20 protein-coding genes are annotated in these 22315 nt (G+C 64.9%); 7 read left to right on the forward strand and 13 right to left on the reverse strand.

The window, feature by feature from the left end; translation table 11 throughout:
* Positions 1-23: 23 nt before the first annotated feature.
* The 6 genes from ACSZPK_RS17675 to ada form a co-directional block, all read right to left on the reverse strand.
* On the reverse strand, positions 24-314 hold the full coding sequence (locus ACSZPK_RS17675) for a hypothetical protein (RefSeq protein ID WP_437882783.1): 291 nt from the start codon (positions 312-314) through the stop codon (positions 24-26).
* Entirely contained in the window at positions 311-910 is a 600-nt protein-coding gene (locus ACSZPK_RS17680) for a DUF4136 domain-containing protein (protein ID WP_437882784.1), read from the reverse strand. The genes ACSZPK_RS17675 and ACSZPK_RS17680 overlap by 4 nt, the downstream gene beginning before the upstream one ends.
* Positions 911-1120: 210 nt before the next feature.
* On the reverse strand, positions 1121-1870 hold the full coding sequence (locus ACSZPK_RS17685; protein ID WP_437882785.1) for a methyltransferase domain-containing protein: 750 nt from the start codon (positions 1868-1870) through the stop codon (positions 1121-1123).
* Positions 1863-2171 (reverse strand): nucleotide pyrophosphohydrolase, encoded by a 309-nt coding sequence (locus ACSZPK_RS17690; protein ID WP_437882786.1) that lies wholly within the window; start codon positions 2169-2171, stop codon positions 1863-1865. Before ACSZPK_RS17690 ends, ACSZPK_RS17685 begins: the two co-directional genes overlap by 8 nt.
* 66 nt (positions 2172-2237) lie before the next feature.
* Positions 2238-3032, reverse strand: a complete 795-nt coding sequence (locus ACSZPK_RS17695) for a hypothetical protein (RefSeq protein ID WP_437882787.1) — start codon at positions 3030-3032, stop codon at positions 2238-2240.
* A gap of 202 nt (positions 3033-3234) precedes the next feature.
* On the reverse strand, positions 3235-4272 hold the full coding sequence (gene ada / locus ACSZPK_RS17700) for a bifunctional DNA-binding transcriptional regulator/O6-methylguanine-DNA methyltransferase Ada (protein ID WP_437882788.1): 1038 nt from the start codon (positions 4270-4272) through the stop codon (positions 3235-3237).
* Between the two features lie 169 nt (positions 4273-4441).
* Between ada and ACSZPK_RS17705 the strand changes: the two genes are divergently transcribed.
* Positions 4442-5329: a PA4780 family RIO1-like protein kinase gene (locus ACSZPK_RS17705; protein ID WP_437882789.1), complete on the forward strand. Its 888-nt coding sequence runs from the start codon at positions 4442-4444 to the stop codon at positions 5327-5329.
* A 175-nt stretch (positions 5330-5504) separates the two neighbouring features.
* Here ACSZPK_RS17705 and ACSZPK_RS17710 read toward each other — a convergent pair whose 3' ends face one another.
* The 3 genes from ACSZPK_RS17710 to ACSZPK_RS17720 all read right to left on the reverse strand — a co-directional run bounded on the left by ACSZPK_RS17710 (position 5505) and on the right by ACSZPK_RS17720 (position 9623).
* The gene (locus ACSZPK_RS17710; protein WP_437882790.1) at positions 5505-6344 is read right to left on the reverse strand and encodes an aldo/keto reductase; all 840 of its coding nucleotides are present in this window, start codon (positions 6342-6344) and stop codon (positions 5505-5507) included.
* 2 nt (positions 6345-6346) lie between these two features.
* Positions 6347-8074, reverse strand: coding sequence for an FAD-dependent oxidoreductase (locus ACSZPK_RS17715; RefSeq protein ID WP_437882791.1), 1728 nt, complete (start codon positions 8072-8074; stop codon positions 6347-6349).
* 283 nt (positions 8075-8357) lie between these two features.
* A complete protein-coding gene (locus ACSZPK_RS17720) occupies positions 8358-9623 on the reverse strand; it encodes an OprD family porin (RefSeq protein WP_437882792.1) in 1266 nt (421 codons plus the stop codon).
* Between the two features lie 452 nt (positions 9624-10075).
* On the opposite strand from ACSZPK_RS17720, the gene ACSZPK_RS17725 reads away from it, so the two are divergent.
* The 4 genes from ACSZPK_RS17725 (at position 10076) to ACSZPK_RS17740 (ending at position 13891) form a co-directional block, all read left to right on the forward strand.
* Positions 10076-10855: an IclR family transcriptional regulator gene (locus ACSZPK_RS17725; protein WP_437882793.1), complete on the forward strand. Its 780-nt coding sequence runs from the start codon at positions 10076-10078 to the stop codon at positions 10853-10855.
* Positions 10856-10980: 125 nt separating this feature from the next.
* On the forward strand, positions 10981-12030 hold the full coding sequence (locus ACSZPK_RS17730) for a Gfo/Idh/MocA family protein (protein WP_437882794.1): 1050 nt from the start codon (positions 10981-10983) through the stop codon (positions 12028-12030).
* Between the two features lie 45 nt (positions 12031-12075).
* Positions 12076-12891, forward strand: a complete 816-nt coding sequence (locus ACSZPK_RS17735) for a sugar phosphate isomerase/epimerase family protein (protein WP_437882795.1) — start codon at positions 12076-12078, stop codon at positions 12889-12891.
* Between the two features lie 118 nt (positions 12892-13009).
* On the forward strand, positions 13010-13891 hold the full coding sequence (locus tag ACSZPK_RS17740; RefSeq protein WP_437882796.1) for a DMT family transporter: 882 nt from the start codon (positions 13010-13012) through the stop codon (positions 13889-13891).
* 63 nt (positions 13892-13954) lie between these two features.
* Here the strand turns inward: ACSZPK_RS17740 and ACSZPK_RS17745 are convergent, their stop codons facing one another.
* On the reverse strand, positions 13955-15331 hold the full coding sequence (locus ACSZPK_RS17745; protein ID WP_437882797.1) for an MFS transporter: 1377 nt from the start codon (positions 15329-15331) through the stop codon (positions 13955-13957).
* A 560-nt stretch (positions 15332-15891) separates the two neighbouring features.
* Between ACSZPK_RS17745 and quiC the strand changes: the two genes are divergently transcribed.
* Both quiC and ACSZPK_RS17755 read left to right on the forward strand, forming a co-directional pair.
* Positions 15892-17799, forward strand: coding sequence for a 3-dehydroshikimate dehydratase QuiC (gene quiC, locus ACSZPK_RS17750; protein ID WP_437882798.1), 1908 nt, complete (start codon positions 15892-15894; stop codon positions 17797-17799).
* A 107-nt stretch (positions 17800-17906) separates the two neighbouring features.
* Complete coding sequence (locus tag ACSZPK_RS17755; protein ID WP_437882799.1) at positions 17907-18578, forward strand: TetR/AcrR family transcriptional regulator; 672 nt, start codon at positions 17907-17909, stop codon at positions 18576-18578.
* On the opposite strand, the gene ACSZPK_RS17760 is transcribed toward ACSZPK_RS17755, so the two are convergent.
* From ACSZPK_RS17760 to ACSZPK_RS17770, 3 genes are read right to left on the reverse strand one after another with little or no spacing between them, the layout of a single operon-like run.
* Positions 18520-20256, reverse strand: coding sequence for an FAD-dependent oxidoreductase (locus ACSZPK_RS17760; RefSeq protein ID WP_437882800.1), 1737 nt, complete (start codon positions 20254-20256; stop codon positions 18520-18522). The genes ACSZPK_RS17755 and ACSZPK_RS17760 overlap by 59 nt on opposite strands.
* A gap of 8 nt (positions 20257-20264) precedes the next feature.
* Entirely contained in the window at positions 20265-20585 is a 321-nt protein-coding gene (locus ACSZPK_RS17765; RefSeq protein WP_437882801.1) for an NIPSNAP family protein, read from the reverse strand.
* 14 nt (positions 20586-20599) lie between these two features.
* On the reverse strand, positions 20600-22306 hold the full coding sequence (locus ACSZPK_RS17770) for an FAD-dependent oxidoreductase (protein WP_437882802.1): 1707 nt from the start codon (positions 22304-22306) through the stop codon (positions 20600-20602).
* Positions 22307-22315: the final 9 nt, after the last annotated feature.

The raw sequence follows: 22315 nt of genomic DNA on the forward strand, positions 1-22315 counted from the left end.
GTAATCAGTCTAGCCGCAGTGGATCAAGGCGTGGTCGAGCGCCACTGGGCGATTGCCTGGTTGGCTGCCGCCAGTGCCTGCGGCAGGTGCCTTGGGCTGTAGTCGTGCGGCCAATGCTGGATACGCGCGGCCAGGTAGTCCAGGTAGACATGGCCCAGGGCGTGGTACTCGCGGTATTCGTCGGCGCTGAGCTGGACCAGCAGCTCGAAGTCGACTGCCGATTGCGAGCAGCGCGCCAGCAGATACCAGCTTTCGTCGTCTTTGAGCAGGTACCAGGCTTGTTCGTTGAGTGCGGCAACGTGCAATGTGTTCATGGTGGCGGGAACCCCTTCAGTGCGTTGTCCATGGCCTGGCGCAGGGCGTCGGCGCGTTGTGACTGACTGCCGGCGCTCGGCGCTTCGGCGCTGCTGCTCCACACCGGCTGACCGTTGCGGGCATCGAAGAAGTCGAGGCGGACCACGGCGACTTCGCGTTCATAGGTGCGCACGATCGGCGCGCTGCCGTACATGCCGTAGCGATTGCCGTAGGGGCCGCGGTCGTAGTAGCCGCCGTAGTCATCCTGCATCTGGTACAGGCGGCGCTCCAGGCGCAGGTCGCTGCTGACCAGCAGATTGGCCTGGGCCGGCGTAGCGGCAGGGCGCAGGCCGCGCTGGTCCAGGGCGTTGCCCAGGGTTTCCGCGACCAGCGTGCTGTCGGCCCAGACCGTAGCGGGCGGCAATTGGCCGTTGCGCCAGGTCCAACTGCGGTAGATGGAGTAGTCGCGCGGCGCTGCCGGGTAGGCGCTGGCATCGAAATGCGTGGCGGCCTGGGCTGGGGCGGGCGGCATCGGGGCGGATTCGGCCACGTACGGGTTGGGGCTCTGGCAGGCGGCCAGCAGCAATGTCGCGGACAGAAGCAGCAGTGTTTTCATCACGAACTCCGTTAGCGGCCTTCGATTTGCAGGGCTTCGGTGCATCAGACCGGAACAAGCAGACGATCGGGATTATTTGCCGTCACTCCCGCGAAGGCGGGAGCCCGAATAAAAAGGCGCTTCTGGGTTCCCGCCTTCGCGGGAACGCCGGAATAACCAATGTCCGCTCCTGCCTCGATTCAGTCGTTTTCATCAAAAGCTCAACAAAGCCTACTGTGGCCTGCATATCCAGTGCAGATAACGACCCAGTCCGGCGAAGGCCGGGTGGCGCCGGTGCGCCAGCTCCATTTCCAGCAGGTCGCCGAGTTCGGCCTTGGCCTGGAAATCGGCGGGCATGAAGTCGTGGAACACCCGGATGCCGCTTTGGCTTTCGACCGTCCAGGCTGGCGCGAGTTGCGCCGCCAGTTCGCGAGGGTCGAGCGGGCGTTGCGGGGTCAGACTCTGGCCTTCGCCGGCGAAGCTGTCCTTGCGCAGTTTGCGGAAATGGCCCTTGAGCAGGTTGCGGTAGATCAACGCATCCTTGTTGTAGAAGGCCAGGGACAGGTGGCCGCCTGGTGTGGTCAGGTGATGCAGGAGCGGCAGGATCGCATGGGGCTCGGCCAGCCATTCCAGCACGGCGTGGCAGATGACCAGGTCGTAGGACTGATCGAGCCGTGCTGGCAGGTCTTGCCAGGGCGCCTGGATGAACTCGGCCTGCTGGCCGGCCTCGGCGAAACGCTGGCGGGCGCCGTCGAGCATCGGTGCGGCGGGCTCGGCCAGGGTCACCTGATGGCCGCGCTGGGCGAGCCACAAGGACATATGGCCCAGGCCCGCGCCGATATCCAGTACCCGTAGCGGGCGAGTGGGCAGCGCCTCTTCGAGGTCGGCCTGGAGCACGGCGAGACGGATAGCGCCCTTGGCGCCGCCGTAGATCTTTTCGGCGAAACGCACCGCCAGTTCGTCGAAATGGCGATCAGTCATGGGCGAAACGCCGTTCGCTGTCGGCCAGCTTGTCACGCACGGCCTGGTTCATGTCGATGCCCAGTTCGGCGCAGAGAAGCAGGAGGTAAAGAATGATGTCGCCGACTTCCTGGCCCGCATGGGCAAGTTTCTCGGCAGGCAGCTGGCGCGACTGGTCCTCGCTCAGCCATTGGAAAATTTCCACCAACTCGGCCATTTCCACGCTGGCGGCCATGGTCAGGTTCTTCGGGCTGTGGAATTGTCGCCAGTCGTTGCGATCACGAATGGCATGCAGGCGCTGGGTGAGTTCGTCGAGGTCCATGAAGCGGCTCCGTTGCAGAGGGCGAAGACTGCAATACGGAGCCGCAAGCTTCAAGCGGCAAGCTTGTTATGGGTAGCCGGTTTCGTTCGGATTCTGCTGCACTTCCAGCACGCGCCAGACCGATGAATAGACACTGGCCTGGGAGAAGATCACGCGGCCCTGGCCCTTGTACAGGTTGACCACGCGGGCGACGTCCTTGCCCTGGAAATTGAAGGGAATCCAGGCCTTGCCGGTCTGGTGGGCGAAGGTGCCGCTTGGCGCGCCGAGGATGGCGTTGACCTGATCCATGCTCATGCCGATGGCGACGTCACGGAAGCTGCCGGTCGGCTTGCCGGCCTGCGCTTGTTGGGCGGGGGCGCCATAGCCGGTCAGGGCCTGGGCAGGCGTGGGGGCATAGCTGGTGCTGGCGCCGCCCGTGCTATTGCCACCGGTGGCACGGTAGTGAGCGAGGTTGACGCTGCCCGGCACGAAGGTCGAACCGCCGGCGCTGAGGCTCTTGGCCGCCTTGCTGCAGTGGCGGGTCAGCTTGCGGTTGTCGGACTCGCCGACCTGGGTCAGCAGGTTCTTGTAGCGGCCGTTGCCGGATGCGGCCAATGCCTTGCACACCCAGGCGTAGGCGTCGGCTTCGGAGTTGCCGGCAGCGGTGCGGTAACGCTGGGCCAGCACTTCGGCGGCGACGTCCAGCACTTCCTGGTCGCGGTAGTTGGTGTGGAACATGCCCTGTGCGGCCTGGCTGACCGAGGCGGGGCCGCCTTGCACCAGTTGATCGATGTAGCGCTGGCCGATGGCGTCGGCGGCGCTGGCCTGGAATGAGGCGCAGGCGAGGGCGACGGTGATCGCGAAAGCGGATCCCTGTTTCATGCGGAAAATCCTTTATCTGGTTGGGCAGTGGCTCGGCCTTCTTGGCGGGACGAGGCTGTGCGCCACGATATAGCCAGCAGTGGTGAAGGCCAAGCCCTCGCGGCTGGAAACGTGACATGAAGCCGAGCGTCGGATCGCAAGCTTGATGAAAAGCACCGGCCATGGCGATAGGGCTAAGGCACTACCCCGATATAGCCGGTTGTCAGTCTTCGGCCGGCGTCTGCTGCTCGTCTCGCAGCAGCCTGGCCTTGCGCTCCACGCCCCAGCGATATCCGCCCAGGCTTGCGCCAGCAGAGACCACGCGGTGGCAAGGCACCAGCAGGCCGACGGGGTTGCTGGCGCAGGCGCGCGCAATGGCCCGTGGGTGGCTATCCAACTGTTCGGCCAGTTCGCCGTAGCGGCGCGTCTGGCCGCGAGGAATGGCGCGCAGGCTTTGCCAGACCCGTTGCTGGAATACGCTGCCGCGCAGGTCGAGCGGCAAGTGCGCGGCGCGGGCGGGCTCCTCGACCTGGGCCAGCACAACCGCCAACCAGTCGTGCAGGCCGGCTTGATCGCGTCGAAGCTCGGCGGCGGCGAAGCGTTGCTGCAGTTCCTCGATGAGCAGGCGTTGTTCATCGCCGAACAGCAGGGCGCATACACCATGGTCACTGGCTGCCAGCAACACATGCCCGAGGGGGCAAGGCGCGATGGCATAGCGCAGTGATTCGCCAGCGCCTTTCTGGCGGCGCTTCGCCGGGCTCAGGCTCCGGGGCTCTTTATACAAGGCGCTGGGGCTCGCATAGCCGGCATCCAGCGCGGCATCCAGCACCGAGGTCGATCGAGGCAAGCGACTTTCCAGGCGTTGGCGACGCTGGGCAGCGACCCAGCCCCTGGGTGTCGTGCCGGTGCGCAGTTTGAAGGCGCGTACCAGGTGCGAGGGCGACAGACCGATGCGTTCAGCCAGTCGCGCCAGGGTCAGGGCTGGGTTTTCCTCAAGCAGAGCGCAGGCTGCAACGACCAGTTCGTCGAGCTGACGTGCCGGGCTCTGGCCGTGGGGCGAACATCGTCGACAGGGGCGAAAACCAGCGGCCTCGGCGGCCTGGGCATCAGGATGAAAGCTGACGTTTGCACGCTCCGGCCGCCGTGCCGGGCAACTGGGACGGCAATAGATGCCTGTGCTGCGTACGGCAAAGACGAAGTGCTCATCGCAAGCGGCATCGCGTTCGCAGACGGCTTGCCAGCAGCGTTGTGCATCGAGCATGGCGGAGTCCTCGGTGGCTGTTGCAGCGGATTGTCCGCCGCGCCGAAAGGCCTGCCAATGCGGATCTGACTTTCAAACTGTGTCATCTGCACCCTGTGCCTATGGGCGCAGCACGCGGATTGCCGTATAACGCAACTTCACCTTTTTCACAGGACCCGACGTTCGCGCAATGAAGACCCCGAAACGCCTAGAACCCCTGCTGGAAGATGGTTTGATCGACGAAGTGGTGCGCCCGCTGATGAGTGGCAAGGAGGCCGCCGTATTCGTCGTGCGCTGCGGCACCGAACTGCGTTGCGCCAAGGTCTACAAGGAGGCGAACAAGCGCGGTTTTCGCCAGGCCTCCGAGTATCAGGAAGGGCGCAAGACCCGCAACAGCCGCGATGCTCGGGCCATGGCCAAGGGCAGCAAGCACGGCCGCAAGGAGCAGGAGGAGGCCTGGCAGAATGCCGAGGTGTCCGCGCTGTTCCGCCTGGCCAATGCCGGCGTGCGGGTCCCCAAGCCCTACGACTTTCTCGATGGCGTGCTGCTGATGGAGATGGTCGACGATGGCTTCGGCGATGCCGCGCCGCGCCTCAATGATGTCGACCTGCTGCCGGAGGATGCCCGCGAGTTCCATGCCTTCATGATTGGCGAGATCGTCAAGATGCTGTGCGCCGGCCTGGTGCATGGCGACCTGTCCGAGTTCAACGTGCTGCTCGGTCCCGACGGCCCGGTGATCATCGACCTGCCGCAAGCGGTGGACGCGGCGGCCAACAACCATGCCTTCGGCATGCTCGAGCGCGACGTGCGCAACATGGCCGAGTACTTCGGCCAGTTCGCTCCGGAGTTGCGCTACACCAAGTACGCCAAGGAAATGTGGGCGCTGTTCGAAGAGGGCAAGCTGACCCCGGAGAGCCCGCTTACCGGTGAGTTCGACGACCCCGAGGAAACCGCCGACGTCGATGCGGTGATGCGCGAAATCAAGGCGGCGCTGGCCGAGCAGGAGCGCTTGCAAGCCATGCGCAACGCCGAGGATGCGCCCCGCGATGAGCCACCGCCGCCGCCCTGGCAGCAGTGAGAGCCAGTGAATGGCTGCTATGAGGGAGCAGAAAATTTTCTGTGCTCCGTCATTCCCGCGAAGGCGGGAACCCAAAGATAAAGCTGCTTCTGGGCTCCCTCTTTCGCGAGTGTGACGGCAGATAATCTCGAGCGACCGCAGTTACCTCCAGTCAACCTTCAACGCGAAGCGACTGTCAGTCCCAGACCGGCGCGAAGTCTGCCGGGCTGACCACCCGGCGATTCTTCGGCAGGGCGGCGATGGCGTCGCGATCCTCATCATCCAGTCGCAGCTTCAGCGCGTCGAGATTGGCCTGCTGGTTCTCGCGCCCGGCCGCCTTGGGAATCGCCGCGACACCCTCCTGGCCGAGCAACCATTGCAGGGCGACCTGGGTCGGTAGCACGCCGTGTTTCCTGGCGATGCGCTGGATCACTTCGTTGGCTGCCGCTTCGCCACGGGCCAGCGGGGTGTAGGCGGTGAAGGCCAGGTCGTGCTGGCGGGCGTAGTCGAGCAGCGGCTGCTGGTCGAGTAGCACGTGGTACTCGACCTGGATCGCCGAGAGCGGTGCCTTGAGTATCTCGACCACCTCGCGCAGCAGTGCCAGGGGGAAGTTGGCCACGCCGATGGCGCGGGCCTTGCCCGATTGGTGCAGCTCCACCAGGGTGTCGATGCTGCGTTTGAGCGCATCGCCGCGCAGGTCGCCGTGCTTGCCTGGCCAGTGGATATGGAACAGGTCGACGTAGTCGCTTTGCAGGGCTTTCAGGCTGTTGTCCAGAGAGGCGCGCATGTCGGCGGGTTCCAGCTTGTCGTACCAGACCTTGGTGGTGACGTGGATCTGCTCGCGCGGCGTGGCGCTGTGCACCAGGGCTTTACCGACCGCCGCTTCGTTGTTGTAGCCGGCTGCGGTGTCGATGTGCCGATAGCCCAGCTCCAGGGCCTGGAGCACGGCTCGGGTGCATTCGTCGTCAAGCATCGGCCAGGTGCCAAGACCGAGTTTCGGCAGGTTCAGCCCGTTGGCGTTGCGGATGGTCTGCATGCTCAATCGTCTCCTTTCTCTTGGTGATTCTGTGCGTCGGCGATATGACGTGCGGCGATATAGCCGAAGGTCATGGCCGGACCGAGGTTGATGCCGCCTGACGGGTAGAAGCCACCCATCACGCTGGCCATGTCGCTGCCGGCAGCATACAGGCCGGCGATGGGGTGGCCGGCTGCATCGAGCACCTGGGCGCTGCCATTGGTTTTCAGGCCGGCGAAGGTGCCGAAGCTGCCCGGCTGGACTTTGACGGCATAGAAGGGCCCGTGTTCGATCGGCGCGACGCAAGGGTTGGGGCCGGGGTGCCTGGGGTCACCGTTCTTGCGGTTGAAGGCGGTGCTGCCACGCCCGAACTGCGGGTCTTCGCCCTGGCGCGCATGCAGGTTGAATTCAGCCACGGAGGTGGCCAGGGCGACAGGCTCGATGCCACAGGCCAGGGCCAGTTGCTCGATGGTCGCGGCTCGCTTCAGGTAACCGCTGCGTACGTGGGGGCCGACGGGCAGCGGCGCAGGCCGCGCGTGGCCGAGGCCGTAGCGGCGCTGGAAACGGTGGTCGCAGATCAGCCAGGAACAGACTTCCTGGCCTTCCGGCACCTGTTCGATCATCGCCGCAACGTAGTCGTAGTAGCCGTGGGCTTCGTTGACGAAGCGCTTGCCGTTGGCCAGCACGCCGATGATGCCCGGCTTGCCGCGTTCGATGATGTGCGGGAAGTGGCCGATGCTGCCGTCGCGATGACGGACTTGCGATACCGGGGCCCAGGCGACGGGGGACTTCAGGTCCTCGGCGACCTTGCCACCGGCGGACTCGCCCAGGCGCAGGCCGTCGCCGTTGCAGGACAGCGGCGGCAGTGCCAGGTGCTCATGGCCGGTCGGCGTGCGCGGGAACATCGCCTTGCGCAGGGCGATGTCGTTGGCAAAGCCGCCAGCGGCCAGGACCACGGCTTTGGCTTTTACCTGCAGGCCGCTGTGCCGACCGCCGAGGACTGCGCCGCCTACCCGGCCATCCTCCAGCAACAGGCGTTCGACCGGCGCGTTCTCGCGCAAGTCGACGCCCAGGTCGGCCGCCGACCTGGCCAGTCGCGCCACCAGGGCCACGCCGTTGACCAGATGCATGGCACGACCGTAGCGGGCCAGGTGATAAAGGTGGGTGAGAAAACGTCGGGTCACGTGGGCGAAGGCACTGGCCGAGCGGGTCAGGTTCATGAAGGCGGCAAGGTCGGCGCCGGCCATGATCGGCATGCCCATGAAGGACGTCTCGCGCATGGTCTTGCGCAGGCGCGGCAATAAATCCTCGACCTGGCGGCCATCGTAGGGCGCGGCGATCACCTGGTGACCGCCGGTGGCGGCGCCGGGGCTGTCGCCATGCATGTCGGCAATGGCGTTGCCATCGGCGAATTGCAGGGCGGTGTTGCGTTCGAAGAAGTCGACCATGTCCGGGCACGACTGGAGAAAGGCATCGATCAGTTCCGCGTTGTAGCGCTCGCCCAACTCATGGCGCAGGTAGGTGCGTGGCTGCTCGATGTCTTCCTCGATACCGGCACGGCGGGCCAGCGGGTTGCGCGGCAGCCACATCCAGCCGCCGGACCAGGCGCTGGCGCCGCCGAAGGTCGCATCCTTTTCCGCGACGATTACTTTCAAACCGTGCCAGGCGGCGGTTACCGCTGCGGAAAGACCAGCGGCACCGGAGCCGACGACGAGGACATCACATTCGATTTGCTGCTGGGCGGAGGTCATGGCGTTACCTGGGTTGATCGGTAATTTAGTTATTCTGGAACTTGGTTCCATATTCTATTGCGATGATCCCGCCTCGCCAAGCGTCAGGGGCGCTGCCCAGGCCCGTGGGCTTGGGCAGCGCGGCGAGATAGGGCAGATGCCTGGGCAAAGGTGTGCGGGGCACGTGAAAAAGACCCGTCGCGAGGACGGGCCGAAGGCTTGGCTTGGAGCAGCCGAGAATGATGAGCCGAGCGCAGCGAGCGGCGCCCCGGCGGGTACCCGGGGCTTGCCGCCGGCGGCTGTGTTACAGGATCGACAACGGATAGCTGACGATCAGGCGGTTTTCGTCGAAGTCCAGGGTGTTCAGGCCATGGCCACGGCGCAGCGAGGAGTTGCGCCATTTCACCGACAGCGATTTCAGCGTGCCGTCCTGGATCACGTAGGCCAGTTCGGATTCGCGCGCCCATTCCTTGGCATCGCTGGAGGTGGTGGTGTTGATGTGGTCGCCGCTCATGTAACGGTTCATCAGGGTCAGGCCGGGGACGCCGACGCTGGCGAAGTTGAAGTCGTGGCGCAGTTGCCAGGAGCGCTCGCCGGCATTGTCGAAGCTGTTGGTGTAGCCGTCGTTGGCCAGGGTGCCGCCACTGGTGCCGTTGACGCGCATCCAGGCGCTGTCGCCGCTGACTTTCTGCAGGCCGACGTAGAAGGTGCTGCCGCCGTACTTGGCCGAGAGCATGGCCGACCAGGTCTTGTTGTCGAGGTCGCCGGCGCGGGCGCTGCCGTCTTCCTTGCCCTGGAAGTAACCGAGGTTGGCGCCCAGCACCCAGTCCCCGAGCGGCTGGCTGTGGACGAGGTTGAAATACTGCTGCTGGTAGATGTCCTGCAACTCGGCGTACCACACGCCGATCATGGTCTTCTTGTCGTTGAACGTGTATTCGCCAGCGCCGAAGTTGAAGCGGTCGGACGTCGCACCGGCGATACCGTTCATGGACATGTCTTCCATGCTTGCATCGTTGCGCGGGCTGTTCTGGCGGAACTGGCCGCCGTAGAGGGTCAGACCGTCGATTTCCTGGGAGGTGACCTGGCCGCCACGGAAGGTCTGTGGCAGGGAGCGGCCGTCATCGGAACGCAGGATCGGCAGCACCGGCATCCACTCGCCGACCTTCAGTTCGGTCTTGGATATCTTGGCCTTGACGGCGACCCCGAGGCGACCGAAATCGTCCGCCGGGCGGCCGTCGTCATGGCGCGGCAGCAACTGGGTGCCATAGGTGCCGCGACCGCCGTCGAGCTTGATCGACTCCATCGCCAGCACATCGAGGCCAAAGCCAACGAAGCCCTGGGTAAAGCCGGACTTGGCATCGAGGATGAAGCTCTGGGTCCACTCTTCGGACTGGTCCTGAGAGGTCGCGCTGCTGTTATTCAGGTAGTTGCGGTTCATGTAGAAGTTACGCAGGTTCAGGCTGACCTTGGCGTCTTCGACGAAGCCAGCCGCGCTGGCACCGGCTGGCAGCAGGGCGGCGCTGGCGATGGCGAATGCGAGGCTGGCCGGGACTAGGCGAAATGTGCTCATAGATGCTCTCGATGATGTTGTTTTTGTGGGCGAAGTGAATCAGCCTGCCGTGGTCACGGCCGGCTTGCGGTGGAATGCGGTCATTGCCTACGCAATCGGAGATGGCGTACGAGATGCGATGGAGACGTGCTGAGGGACGAAGTGGCTGCAACTGCGCGGGTGATAGTCGGCATCACAATGGACCTTCTTATATTTATTGGTTCATCAATGTGGCGGCAGGCGGCTGCTGGGCCTGTTGCCTTTGCGTGGTTCCGATGGTGCGAGCGGCGTCGTCGTGAAGCAATCGGTGCCCGTTGTTTTCGTTCGAATATCGCACATTAATTAACTGGTTAGAACATTGACATCATCCCGTCATCGAGTTTCATGTTGGCCGGGATTGTCTTTAGAATCCGGCACTTTTCTCATGGCAGCGCGGCTCGCGCCGAAACCATCAACAGATTCAGGAACCCAGCATGGCCGGCAGTCAGATCGAACGCGCCTTCAGCCTTCTCGAAAGCCTTACCCGTGAGCCTCAAGGGTTGCCGATGCAGACGCTCGCCGACGAGTTGCAGATTCCCAAGAGCGCCACGCACCGGATGCTCGCGGAGCTGATTCGCCTCGGCTACGTGCGGCAGAACCCGGACAACAGCCGCTATCAGCTGTCGACCAAGCTGGTGGCGCAGAGCTTTCGCTACCTGTCGTGCGCCGGCACGGATATCGTCCAGGCGATCATCGACCGGCTCGCCCAGGAAAGCGGCGAACTGGTGCGCCTGGGCGTGACCGAGGACGACCGCCTGACCTGGATCGCCAAGTCCCAGGGCGCGCGTTCGGGGCTGCGCTACGACCCGGACATGGGCCGCGACGCGCCGTTGTTCTACACCGCATCGGGGCACGCCTGGCTGGCCACGCTCTCTGATGAAGCCGCGCTGGCCCAGGTCCGTCGCCAGGGCATCGCCGATGCGGCAGGCTTCGGCCCCAACGCACCGACTTCCGAGGCCGGCCTGCTGGCGTTGCTCAGGCAGGCGCGGGGCCTGGGCTATGCCTGGGTCGAGGAAAGTTCGGCGGTCGGCACCTCGGCCTTGGCCGCCGTTGTGCGCAGCCCCCAGGATGGTCATTGCATCGGCGTGCTGAGCATCGCCGGGCCGACCGCGCGCCTGCCCCAGGCGCGCATGCATGAAGAACTGGCGCCGCTGTTGCTCAAGGGCGCGGAAGAATTGTCTGCCGCCAGTCAGGCTTCCGAACTGTTCGGCTGAGGATTCGTCAGGTCGTACCGACGGCAGTTCGGCGCATCGCTCAAATGCACGCTTGATTTGAAAGTGGAACTGAGTTCTAAAATATAAAAAGCTCGGTTGCAACGAACAAACACAAGAGGACTGCCATGAGCTCACCTATACGTATCGCCCTGATTGGCGCCGGCAGCATGGGCCGGCAACACCTCCAGCACCTGGCCAATGTGCAGGCGGCTTCGCTCTGCGCCATCGCCGATCCGGAACCACGGGTCGAGGCGCTGGCCAGAGAGTGGCGGGTGCCGTACTTCAATGATCATCGGCACATGCTCGAGCAGGCGCGCCCCGATGCGGTGATCGTCGCCAATCCGAATACCCTGCATGTGCCGACGGCCCTGGATTGCATTGCCGCGGGCATACCGCCGCTGCTGGAGAAGCCGGTCGGGGTGAATCTGGACGAGGTTCGCGAACTGGCGGCGGCGGCGCGTTCTGCCGGTGTGCCGGTGCTGGTTGGTCACCATCGGCGGCACAACCCGTTGATCGCCCGTGCCCGCGAGATCGTCGCCAGTGGTGCGTTGGGGCGTCTGACCACGGTTACGGCGCTGTGGCAGTTGCAGAAGCCCGACAGCTATTTCGACATCCTCTGGCGCCGCGAGCCGGGGGCCGGCATGTTGTTGACCAATCTCATCCATGACTTGGACCTGTTGCGCCACCTGTGCGGCGAGGTGCGCCAGGTACAGGCGTTCACCAGCAATGGCGTGCGCGGTTTCGGCAACGAGGACAGCGCGGCCATCCTGCTGCAATTCGACAGCGGCGCCCTCGGCACGCTGACGGCTTCCGATGGCGTTGCCGCGCCGTGGAGCTGGGAGCTGGACTCGGCAGAGAACCCGATCTACCCGCGCCAGGCCGACCAGCCTTGTTACCTGCTGGCTGGCACCCAGGGCGCCTTGAGCATTCCGCAGCTCAAGCGCTGGCACTACGCCGAGCCGGGCGCCGGCTGGCACCAGCCCCTGCGGCAGGTCGACGAAGCGTTCAGCGCCGACGAAGCGTTGCGTCTGCAACTGGAACATTTCGTCGCCGTGGTCCGCGACCAGGCGACACCGATCGTCGACGCTGCCGACGCCGGCCGTACCCTGGCGCTGATCGAAGCAATCCGCGACGCGGCGCAAAGCGGCCGTGCCTGTGCGCCAGCGGCAATCTGAATTCATTCCCCCTGAGACGGGCCTTGGCCCACGTGAGTCGATAGCATGAGCGAACAGATTTTTTCCCTGGCGGCGCTGACCGTCCTCGAGCTTTCCCCGCCGGAGATGGTCGAAGTGGCGGCGCGCGCCGGTTACAGCCATGTCGGGCTGCGCCTGGAGCCGGCCACCCCGGAAGAGCACCATTTCCCGCTGGTGGCCGATGCGGGTTTGCGCCGGGCGACCCTGGAGCGGCTGCGCGACACCGGGGTCAAGGTCTGCGACATCGAGATCCTGCGCCTGAAGCCGGAAACCCGCGTGGCGGATTTCGCCGCGATCCTCGAAGTGGGCGCGCAGTTCGGTGCCACTGAGTTGCTGGTCGCCGGCAATGACCCGGACGAAGCGCGGCTGATCGAGAACTTCGCCGCGTTGTGCGACCTGGCCAAGCCGTTCTCCATCCGCCCGCACCTGGAATTCATGCCCTGGACCGATGCGCGCAACCTCGAACAGGCCGTGCGTATCGTCGAGGCGGCCGGGCGTGACAATGGTTGCGTGCTGGTCGATGCCTTTCACTTCGACCGCTCGGGCTCCTCCCTCGCTGATCTGGCCAAGGTGCCGGCATCGCGCATGCATTACGTGCAGTTGTGCGACGTGGCCGGGCCGCGTCCCGACGACATGGCCGAAATCCTGCGCCAGGCGCGTAACGAACGACGCTTCCCCGGCGATGGTGACTGCGACCTGGTGGGCCTGCTGAGAACGCTGCCCGCCGGTATTCCCCTGAGCCTGGAGATTCCCACGCGGCAACTGCTGGAGCAGGGTGTGAGTGCGCTGGAGCGCGCACAGATGGCCTTGGACAAGGCGCGCGAGGTGCTCGCACGGCGCTGAAAGGTCGCGTTACGTCAGCTCTGGTTTGAGAGGTAGAACCGGGTTCTATATTCTCTCCATACCTATCGAGCGCATGTCGCCGGTCGCCGCCCGGGCGACCTGCGCACCAAGGACCACCATGAGCACCTCCACGTCGCTGTCTGGCGTCAACAAGCCACTGATGGGCATTGCGCTCGTCGTTTTTGCGACCTTCCTGTTTTCCAGCCACGATGCCTTGTCCAAGTACCTCTCGGGGATCTACCCGGTGGTGATGGTGGTGTGGGTGCGCTATGTGGTGCACACCGTGCTCATGGCTGGCATCTTCATGCCGCAGTCCGGCCTGCGTGTGCTGCGTACCAGGCGCCCGCTGTTGCAGGCCCTGCGCGCCATATGCCTGCTGGGCTGCAGCCTGTTCTTCACCACCGGCCTGCTGTTCATCCCGCTGGCCGAGGCCACGGCGGTGAACTTTCTCGCACCGCTGCTGGTGACCGCCCTGTCGGTGCCGCTGCTACGCGAGCAGGTCAGCCGCGGCCAGTGGATCGCGGTGCTGGTCGGGTTCTGTGGCGTGATCATCATCGTCCATCCGGGAGGCGAACTGTTCACCCCGGCGGTACTGTTGCCCTTGTGTTCGGCGATGTGCTTCGCCTTCTATCAACTGCTCACGCGCAAACTCAGCGAATACGACAGCCCGACCACCAGCAACTTTTTCACCGGCTTGTTCAATACCCTGGCGATGAGCTGCCTGGTGCCGTTCTTCTGGCAATTGCCCGAATGGCGGCACATGCCGATGATGCTGGCCCTCGGCGCCTGCGGCATGTTCGCCCACCTGATGCTGACCAAGGCGTTCCGCCATGCCGCGCCGGCGCTGCTGGCGCCTTTCGGTTATTGCCAGATCGTCTTCGCCGGCCTGCTGGGTTTCATCATCTTCGGCCATGTGCCCGAGACCAGCGCCAAGGTCGGTATCGCCATCATCTGCCTGAGCGGCCTGGCCGCGGCTTATCAGCAGCGGCGCAAGGGGTGACGTCTGTTGCCGGCGACCAACGAGAAAAGGCCCCGCAGGGCCTTTTCTCTTAGCGCATGACGATCAGTGGCTGGCGGCGCGAACGCTGTCCAGGCGGGCGGCGTCGTACTCGGCCTTGGCCAGCGGCTTGGCGTCCGGCTTGCCCAGGTCTTCCATCGGCACACGGTAGGTTTCCGGGGCGATGTAGGCGGCGAGGGCGCACAGGCAGGTGATGCCGAAGGCCAGGCCGCCGATGAGCAGCGGGATGTTGTCCGAGCCGGGCGGGGCGACCATGGCGAACAGCGCTGGCAGCATGGCGGTCAGCATGGTGCCGACGTTCTGGGCGATGGCCATGGCCGAAACGCGGTAGCGGGTCTGGAACAGCTCCGGGTAGAAGCTTGGGAACACCGCGTTGTAGCCCTGGTAGACCATGCCCCACATCAGCAGCGACATGACGAACGCCAGCGGTACGTTCTGGATGCTGATCGCATACAGGTAGCCGAATGACAGCAGGCCCGAGCCCAGCGCACCGGCGATCATGGTCGGACGACGACCGATCTTGTCGGACAGGTTGCCGACGAAGGGGATGACCAGCACGGCGACGATGTTGCCGACCACCGGAATCCACAGGTACACGCTCTTGTCGAAGCCGATGCCGTAGGCCGGTTGCACGGCATAGGCGGCGCCGAAGATGGTCGCGACCACGGGAACCACGTTCATCAGGGCCATGATCATGACCAGGAACATGTTCTTCCAGCTGCTGCTGAAGGCTTCCTTGATCGGCGACTTGGCGACTTTCTGCTTGCTCTCTTCGTTGACGAAGGCGGGGGTTTCATGGACTTCGCGACGGATGATGAAGCCGGCCAGCAGCACCAGGGCGCTCATCAGGAACGGGATGCGCCAGCCCCAGTCGTTGAACGCTTCGCTCGGCATGAAGTAGGCCAGCGGCAGGAATACCGCGGCGGCCATGACCTGGCCGGCCTGTACGCCTTGCAGGGTGAAGCTGGCGTAGAAGCCTCTTCGGCCGAACGGGGCGTGTTCGAGGATCATCGAGCTGGCGCCGGAGATTTCCCCGGCGACGGCGAAGCCCTGGATCAGGCGCAGGACGACCAGCAGGGCCGGAGCCAGCAGGCCGATGTCGTGGTAGGTGGGCAGCAGGCCGACGGCCATGGTCGAGATGCCCATCAGGAACATGCACAGCAGCAGGACCTGCTTGCGGCCGCGGGTGTCACCCCAGTGGCCGAGGAAGAACGCACCGATCGGACGGGCCAGGTAGCCGACGCCGTAGGTCGCGAGCGAGGCGACGATGGCCATCTTCGGGTCGCTGTTGGGGAAGAATATCTGCGGGAAGATCAACGCCGCCGCTTGGGCATAGATGAAAAAGTCGTAGTACTCCAGGGCGGAGCCTACCCAGCCGCTGGCAGTGGCTTTCTTGGCTTGTGAGCTTGATGTTTTAGCCATCATTGTCTCCGTTGTTGTTGTTAGAGCCCTGATCGAGTCGACGAAGCGAATTCGAGCAGCGGCGCTAGGCGACCGGCCGGGGCGGGCTCAGGTCAACCGCTATCGGGATGGATCGAGCGGAAGTCTCGGGTCAGGGAAAGACGCGCGAGCACGCGGCTGGCCGCTTGGCTGCCAGGAGGGGAGCGAATGGTATGCGGGTAATCAGGGTGCGGGAAGCGTGCATGACAGGAGTACTCTTTCTTGAAATTGTTATGTGATGAAGCCGGGTCGCCTGGGTGCCTTTGAGTGGAGGCGTGGAACACCGCAGTGGGGAACATGGTCGTTGAGAGAGCGAAATACCGTCAATTCGATAAACGGCCTTTTGTTCGATAACCGAACACAAAACTAACCAGTTCGTACACTTTAAATTGCCGCCTCGCGTGAGCGCACGAATAATCGCCGCAGCCCCTGTAATATCTGGCCTGCGCGGCGACGGACGGTAACTCCGGCACCCTCGTCTAAGCTCGTGGGGGCTACGTCATGCGGCCCTTCAGAGGCTGCCATTCACAAGGAGCAGAAGTATGCATCGCTCGATTGCCACCGTCTCCCTGAGCGGTACCCTGCCGGAAAAGCTCGAAGCTGTCGCCGCGGCCGGTTTCGACGGCGTGGAGATTTTCGAGAACGACCTCCTGTACTACGCGGGCAGCCCCCGCGAGATCCGCCAGATGTGTGCCGACCTCGGCATCGCCATCACCCTGTTCCAGCCGTTCCGGGATTTCGAAGGCTGCCGGCGCGACCGCTTGCAGAAGAACCTCGACCGGGCCGAGCGCAAGTTCGATCTCATGCAGGAGCTGGGCACCGACCTGGTGCTGGTCTGCAGCAACGTCGCCGCCGACTCCCTGGGCGACAGCGAAATCCTCGTCGATGACCTGCGCCAACTGGCCGAGCGGGCCGGCGCGCGTAACCTGCGCATCGGCTACGAAGCCCTGGCCTGGGGCCGTCACGTCAATAGTTGGCAACAGGTCTGGGACATCGTGCGCCAGGCCGACCATCCGGCTCTGGGCGTACTGCTCGACAGCTTCCATACCCTGTCGATCAAGGGCGACCCGAGCGGTATCGAGCAGATTCCGGGCGACAAGATCTTCTTCGTGCAGATGGCCGATGCGCCGATCCTGGCCATGGACGTGCTGGAATGGAGCCGCCATTTCCGCTGCTTCCCGGGCCAGGGCGAGTTCGACCTGCCGGGTTTCCTCGCGCCGATCCTCAAGAGTGGCTACAGCGGTCCGCTGTCCCTGGAAATCTTCAACGACGGCTTTCGCGCCGCGCCGCCACGGGCCAATGCCGCCGATGGCCTGCGCTCGCTGCTCTACCTCGAAGAAAAGACCCGCAAGTTGCTGGAGAAAGAACAGGCCACGGTGGCTCCCGACCTGCTGTTCAGCCCGCCGGCGGCCAGCCGCTACGACGGTGTCGAGTTTCTCGAATTCGCCGTCGACGAGGAGCAGGGCGCGCGCCTGACCGGCTGGCTGGAACGCCTGGGTTTCGCCCGCATCGGTACGCACCGCTCCAAGGCGGTCAGCCTGCTTGGCCAGGGCGACGTCAAGATCGTGCTCAACAGCGAGCCGTACTCCTTCGCCCACAGCTTTTTCGAGGCCCATGGGCCTTCGCTGTGCGCCACGGCGCTGCGCGTGCGTGACTGCAATGCCGCGCTCGAACGGGCGCGGGGCTTCAAGGGCCAGCCGTATCGCGGACTGGTCGGCCCCAACGAGCGGGAGATTCCTGCCGTGCGCGCGCCCGATGGCAGCCTGATCTACCTGGTCGAGCCAGCGGACGCGGGCCAGACCATCTATGACAGCGATTTCCGCCTGGACAGCCAGGCCCTGGCAACCGGCGGCCTGCAACGCATCGACCACATGGCCATGGCGCTGCCCGCCGAGAGCCTGGACAACTGGGTGCTGTTCTACAAGAGCCTGCTGGACTTCGAGGCCGACGACGAAGTGGTCCTGCCCGACCCTTATGGCCTGGTGAAGAGCCGGGCCATCCGCAGCCGCTGCAGCACCGTGCGCCTGCCATTGAACATCTCGGAAAACCGCAACACGGCGATTTCCCATGCGCTGTCCAGCTACCGGGGCTCGGGCGTGCACCACATCGCGTTCTCCTGCGAGGATATCTTCGCCGAGGTCAGTCGGGCCAAGGAAGCCGGGGTGCCGTTACTGGACATCCCGCTCAACTACTACGACGACCTGGCCGCGCGCTTCGATTTCGATGACGAGTTCCTCAGCGAACTGGCCTATTACAACGTGCTGTATGACCGTGACGCCCAGGGTGGCGAGCTGTTCCACGTCTACACCGAGCCGTTCGACGGGCGTTTCTTCTTCGAGATCCTGCAACGCAAGAATGGCTATGTCGGCTATGGCGCGGCCAACGTCGCCGTGCGCCTGGCGGCCATGGCCAAGGCACGGAGCGGCGCACCGCGCCAAGCCAAGTTGTAAGCACCTGACCGAGGGACCACGCGCATCGCCGCCGGTGCGCGTGGCTTTCTTCCGGCCAGCGTGTGGCCCCATAATCCGCTCGATACCACCGTGGTCGCGAGCCAACAATGACAAAAAATGCTGACGCCCTGCTTGCCGAGCCTGTCGAGGCCGCGCGCAAGGGGCGCAAGAACAATCCGGAAAAAACCCGCGAGGACATTCTGCAGGCGGCGGTCGCCGAGTTCGTCGACCAAGGGCTTTCGGGGGCGCGTGTCGATGCCATCGCCGAGCGCACCAAGACTTCCAAGCGCATGATCTATTACTACTTCGGCAGCAAGGAACAGCTCTACCAGGCGGTCCTGGAGAAGCTCTACGCGGCGATTCGCAATACCGAACATGGTTTGCCGCTGCACGAGCTGGAACCGCAGGAGGCGATTCGTCGGCTGGTGGAGTTCACCTTCGATTACCACGACCGCAACGTCGATTTCGTCCGCACCGTAAGTATCGAGAATATCCATTACGCCCAGTTCGTCTCCCAGTCCGAGTCGATTCGCTCGATGAGCGACCGCATCCGCGCCACCCTCGGCGAACTGCTGGAGCGCGGCGTGGCAACGGGGGTGTTCAAGGCCAACCTCGATCCGACCGACGTGCACCTGCTGATGAGCGCGTTCTGCTTCTATCGGGTTTCCAATCGGCATACCTTCGGCTCCATCTTCCAGATCGATCTGCAGGACGTCGAGGTCAAGCTGCGCCACAAGCAGATGATCTGCGAGGCGGTGCTGGGTTACCTGCGGCGCTGAGGGCGCTTGCTTCTTCGGCAAGCGCCAACCCCGCCAGATAACCGAAGGTCATGCCGGGGCCGAGGGTGATACCGCCGCTGGGGTAATGGCCTGCCATCACACTGTTCATGTCATTGCCCACGGCGAACAGTCCGGGGATTGCCGATTCGCTGGCATCCAGCACCCGCGCCTGCTCGTCGCAACGCAGGCCGGCGAAGGTGCCCAGGCTGCCCGGATGCAGCTTGACCGCGTAGAACGGCCCTCGCAGGGGGCGCAGCGAGGGGTTGGGAGCATGGCTGGCCTCGCCCTGGGCACGGTTGTAGGCCGAGGCGCCGCGCTGGAAATCCGGGTCCTCGCCCTGGGCGGCGAACTGGTTGAAGCGCTGCACTGTCTGGCGCAGGCCCTCGCGGTCTATGCCGCAACGTTCGGCCAGTTCTTCCAGGGTATTGGCCCTGACCAGGTAGCCCAGGCGTTGATAATGACGGTCGGCGAACGGCAGCGGCTTGGCCCAGCCGATGCCATAGCGTTGGCGCGCCTGGCGGTCAGCGATCAGCCAGGCTTCCACGGGCTTGCCCGCCGCCGTGCCGGCGTACAGGTCGTTCATGAAATCGTGGTAGCAGTCCGCCTCGTTGGTGAAGCGCCGGCCATCGTTGCGCACCGCGATGAAGCCAGGTTTGGCCCGGTCGATCAGGTGCGGAAAGTGACCGAGGCTGCCGTCGCGGCGCGGAACCAGGGACACCGGCGCCCATGCCGCCGCGCTGGCCAGGTCGGTGGCGACCTGACCGCCGCTGGCTTCTCCCAGGCTCAGGCCATCGCCGCTGTTTTCGGGGGGCGCGGCCGACCAATGCGCGGTGTGGGAAAACAGCCGGGCTTGTCGGTCTTGGTCGTGGGGAAAGCCGCCACAGGCCAGGACCACGCCGCGCCGAGTGAGAATCCGCGTTTCTTCGTCCGCACCCCCCAGGATCGCGCCACGCACCGCGCCATCCTCCATGACCAGCCTGCGCGCCGGGCTGCCGGTGCGCACCTCGACGTCCAGGTCGAGCGCACTGCGCAGCAGGCGCGCGACCAGGGCGTTGCCATTGACCAGGTGCAGGCCGCGCCCATGCAGCAGGCAGTCACGCCCATGGCGCAGCAGGCGCGAGGCGACATGCCAGGCTGATCTGGGCGAACGCCGGGAGTCGAAGAAGTGCCTGAGGTCCGCTCCGCCTGCGATGCCCATGCCGAACAGGCTGACGATATCCAGTGGCGGACGCAGTTTCTGCAGCCAGGGGCCTAGCTCTCGGCCATCGAAGGGCAGGGCGCACAGCGAGCGCCCGCCCCGCGCCGAGCCATCCGCATCGCGCATGTCCGGCATGTGCGTACCGGATTGAAATTGCACGCGGGTATGGCGCTGGAAGAAATCGACCATCTCCGGCGCGCGCTCCAGGTAGGCGCTCTGCAAGCAGTCCAGCTTGTCGCGATGCACCTGGCTGCGCAGATAGCGGGCCGGCGCATCGTCCTGCTCCAGTTGGCCGTCGGCGATCGCCAGGGGATTGCCGGGCACCCACAGCCAGCCGCCCGACCAGGCGCTGGTGCCACCCAACTGGACGTGCTTTTCCGCCACGATGACCTTGAGCCCGTGATGCGCGGCGGTGACCGCCGCGGCCAGGCCCGAGGCGCCGGAGCCGATGACCAGCACATCGCAATCGAGTTGACGCATGGGCAAGGTCATTTCAGCGGAGAGAAGCCGGTCGGACGCATGATCCGCGACTCCAGGGTCACCACCGCGTCGAGCTCCTTGTTCTGCTTGCCGAACGCGGCCCAGCGCGGGTCGGCCGCCATGCGCGCGCGACGCTCGGCACGGTCGTCGAGGCTTTCATAGGCCCAGATGTGCACCACTTGGTTGGCTTCGCCGAACTCGGTGGTGAAGAAACCGACCAGGTTGCCCAGGTGTTCGGTCTGCACCGCCAGGGCTTCGCGCTCGTACAACGCCAGCCAGTCGGCCAGGCGCGTGGGTTTGATCGTGTAGGTGCGCAGTTCGTAGTACATGTTCAACTCTCCGTTCAAGCAGTGGTGGTTCGTTCGATTCGCGCGGCGGCATGGCTGGCCGCCAGGTAGCCGAAAGTCAGGCCGGGGCCGATGGTGATGCCGGGACCGGGATAGGTGCCTTTCATCAGCGAGTTCATGTCATTGCCGGCCGCGTACAGGCCGGGAATCGGCTGGCCAGCGGCGTCCAGGACCTGGGCGCTGCCATTGGTGACCAGGCCACGGGCCGAGCCAAGGTCGCCGGTGTGGATGCGGATCGCATACCAGGGCGCCTGCAACAGCGGTGCGTTACAAGGGTTGGGCTTATGCTCGGGGTCGCCCATGTAGCGGTTGTAGCTGTTGCCACCCTTGCCGAAGTCCTGGTCCAGGCCCTGGCGGGCGTCGGCGTTGTAGCGTTCCAGGGTGCTCCGCAGGCGCTGTGGCTCGACCCCGATGGCGCTCGCCAGTTGCTCGGCGCTGTCGGCGCGGAACAGGTAGCCGGCTTCGACCAGGGCCGAGTTATCCACCGGTTTGGGACGGGCCAGGCCGAGGCCATAGGCGTTCATTGCCGTGGCGTCGCAGATCAGCCAGCAGTGCTCGAGGCCATTGGCGAACATGGTCTGCACGAAATGGTGGTAGGAATTGGATTCGTTGACGAAGCGCTCGCCTGCCGGGTTCACCGCGATGACCCCAGGCTTGGCGCGGTCGGTGACCAGATGGGGGAAGCGCTCGCGCTGACCGTCGCGGTGGCGCACTTCGGAAACCGGTGCCCAGAAGAAATTGGCCGCCAGGTTCTCCCCGAGCACCGCGCCAGCCTGCTGGCCCAGGCGCAGGCCCGCGCCAGTGTTCTCAGCGGGTGACATGGTCAGGTGTTCGCCTGGGGCCGGGCGGTTGGCCGCTGCCAGCGGGCCCGCGGCGAAGCCACCGCTGGCGCAGACCACGCCAGCCCTGGAGCGCACCTGATGAAGCTGGCCACGATAGAGGATGTTGGCGCCGACCACGGCGCCGTCCTCGATGATCAGCGACTCGGTCTCGGCGTCCAGCCATAGCTCGGTGCCCTTGGCGAAGGCGCTGGTGGCCAGGCGGGCGATCAGGGCGTTGCCGGTGGTCAGGCGGGTGCCGCGTGGATGGGAGAGACGATCTACGCCGTAGCGGGCCATCAGCTTCAGGCAATGCACGAAGGATTTGAGCGAGCGGCGGATGGAGAGGAAGTGCTGGATGTCCACGCGGTTGACCATCATGCCGCCGAACAACAGCATGCCGGGGGGCGGCATGCGCAGGTCCTTGAGTCGCTCACCGAGGCGGCGGCCATCGTACTCGACCATTTCCAGGGCGCGGCCGTAATCGGTCGCGCCGTCTTCGTCGGGGTAATAGTCGGGCGACAACGGGCGCAAGCCATATTTCAGCTCGGTATTCGCCTCGAGCCAGCGCAATGCCTGGTGGCCCTGTTCGATGTAGCTGTCCACCAGCTCGGCTTCGTAGCCGGGGCCGATGGTCTTTTGCAGGTAGCGCCGCATGGCGTCGGCGGAGTCCTCGACCCCGGCAGCCTTGGCCTGGTCGGTGCCATAGACCCATACCGCGCCACCGGAGATCGCCGAGGTGCCGCCGAAGGTCGAAGCTTTTTCCACCAGCAGTACCTTGAGTCCCTTGCAGGCTGCCGTGGTCGCGGCGGCGAAACCGGCGGCACCGCTGCCGAGGACGATCAGGTCATAACTGGATTGGGGCAACTGAGCCGCACTGTTCATTTCGACATT

Origin of the sequence: Pseudomonas sp. LRF_L74, from assembly GCF_965644255.1 — a bacterium.
Taxonomy (GTDB): Bacteria; Pseudomonadota; Gammaproteobacteria; order Pseudomonadales; family Pseudomonadaceae; genus Aquipseudomonas.